Source organism: Burkholderia sp. ABCPW 14, assembly GCF_001523835.1.
Lineage (GTDB): Bacteria > Pseudomonadota > Gammaproteobacteria > Burkholderiales > Burkholderiaceae > Burkholderia > Burkholderia mayonis.
This window is the reverse complement of the sequence record NZ_LOVS01000078.1, coordinates 1-873: the sequence shown is the minus strand read 5'-3', so window position 1 is coordinate 873 and position 873 is coordinate 1. Positions and strand designations below refer to the sequence as shown.

The window sequence follows — 873 nt, the reverse complement described above, 5'->3', positions numbered from 1 at the left end:
AAAGGCTTGGGGGCAATGGATCGAGCAAGCCCGGCAAAGCGGGATTGCCGCGCTGCAACTGTTTGCCCAGCGCTTGCAGGGTTACTGGCACGGCATCCTGGCCCGCTGCCGCCATCCGCTCAATACCCGCGTCGTCGAAGGCATCAACAACACCATCAAGGTCATCAAGCGTCGCGCTTACGGGTACCGCGACGAGGAATATTTCTTCCTCAAAATCCGCGCCGCGTTCCCCGGAATTCCTCGATGAACCTAAAAATAGTGAACAAAAGGCGCGCCGATTGCGGGAATATTTCGCTTCGCCATGTCCGGCGCACCGCATTTCACGCGGGTTTCAGCATAGGTGATCGGGTGCGATTTTCAACCCGAAATTGATGATTCCCGGATATCGAGTTGCATTGAGAGGTGGACTGGGCGAGCCGCAAGGTTCTCGCGCACCGGGTTGCTATCACATTGGCAGCCTCGCACGCTGTTGAGGCGCTGGAGGAAGCGTTTGCCCGCTACGGGCTGCCGGACATTATGATCAGGGCAGTCAGTTCACTGCGGGCGCGTTCACCGACGCCGTTGTCGATGGACGGCAAGGAGGCCTGGCGCGACAACGTGTTCGTCGAGCGGGTCTGGCGCAGCATCAAGTACGAAGGAGTCTATTTGAACGCGTACGAGTCGATCAGCCACGCCCGGCGCTCCATCGGCGAATACATCGATCTGTTCAACCGGAAATGGCCCCATTCGAGCATGGAGGATCAGACTGTCGATGGCGGTCGAAATCCGCGCTTTTCCGGCGGCGTCATAGATTGGCGGCACGGCGCACGCATAAAAATAGAAATTGCGAATACGGCCGATGCGGGACGAGCAAGTGGTTGATGCGGGGCGCGA

The 873-nt window shown here is 58.6% G+C and carries 1 protein-coding gene and 1 pseudogene; both read left to right on the top strand.

Annotated elements, in window-relative coordinates:
• Positions 1–247 (top strand): transposase (locus WS62_RS11655; RefSeq protein WP_197422816.1); only part of this gene is annotated, 247 nt, incomplete at its 5' end.
• Positions 248–402: 155 nt separating this feature from the next.
• A pseudogene (locus tag WS62_RS11650) lies at positions 403–753 on the top strand (transposase); the annotation flags it as partial.
• Positions 754–873: the final 120 nt, after the last annotated feature.